The following is a 665-nucleotide window of genomic DNA, read 5'->3' as shown; positions in this document are numbered from 1 at the left end:
AGAAAGAAGAAGGGGCTACGAAATCTGTTCTTTATGATACTGATGTATGATACCGGAGCCAGAAACCAAGAGTTGCTAGATATCAGGTTAAGTGACATCCACTTCGAAGGTAAATCGCCCTACGTTGTCATTACTGGGAAAGGTGGGAAAACGCGCTTGGTGCCAGTAATGCCCAAAACCGTTGATCATTTCAGAAAGTATGTTGATGTCTTCCACCCTGAAATTTCCTTTAGCAATCATCTTTTCTACATCGAACGAAAAGGGAACCGATCTGCTATGTCGCCAGACTGCTCAGAAAAGTTTGTCAAGAAATACGGTACCGCCGCGCATAACGTCAATCCAAAAGTCCCAGAGTCACTTCATTGCCACATGTTTCGTCACTCTCGTAGCATGCACCTGTATAAAAGTGGGATGCCAATGGTTTTGCTGGCTGAATGGCTCGGGCATGCACAAATTTCATCGACATTGATCTATGCGAATGCTGATACTGAAATGAAAAAAGAGGCTATCATGAAAGCTACTTCAAAATTGAACCCGTTGCTATCCGGCGAAACTGCATATCTTGAGTGGGAAGATGATGAGGCGTTAATCAGGCAGTTATATGGGTTAAGCCAGTAAATATTATCCCGCCATTTTTGTGAAGGAAGGGCTTGATATGAGGGCTT

1 protein-coding gene is annotated in these 665 nt (G+C 43.6%); it reads left to right on the top strand.

The features are described 5' to 3' along the window. On the top strand, nt 1-618 hold a 618-nt coding region (locus tag ACYQ3Q_RS28405), incomplete at its 5' end, for a tyrosine-type recombinase/integrase (protein ID WP_459931738.1). Nucleotides 619-665 lie beyond the last annotated feature (47 nt).

It is taken from the genome of Desulfosporosinus burensis (assembly GCF_054657535.1).
This window is presented reverse-complemented; position numbering and strand designations above follow the sequence as displayed.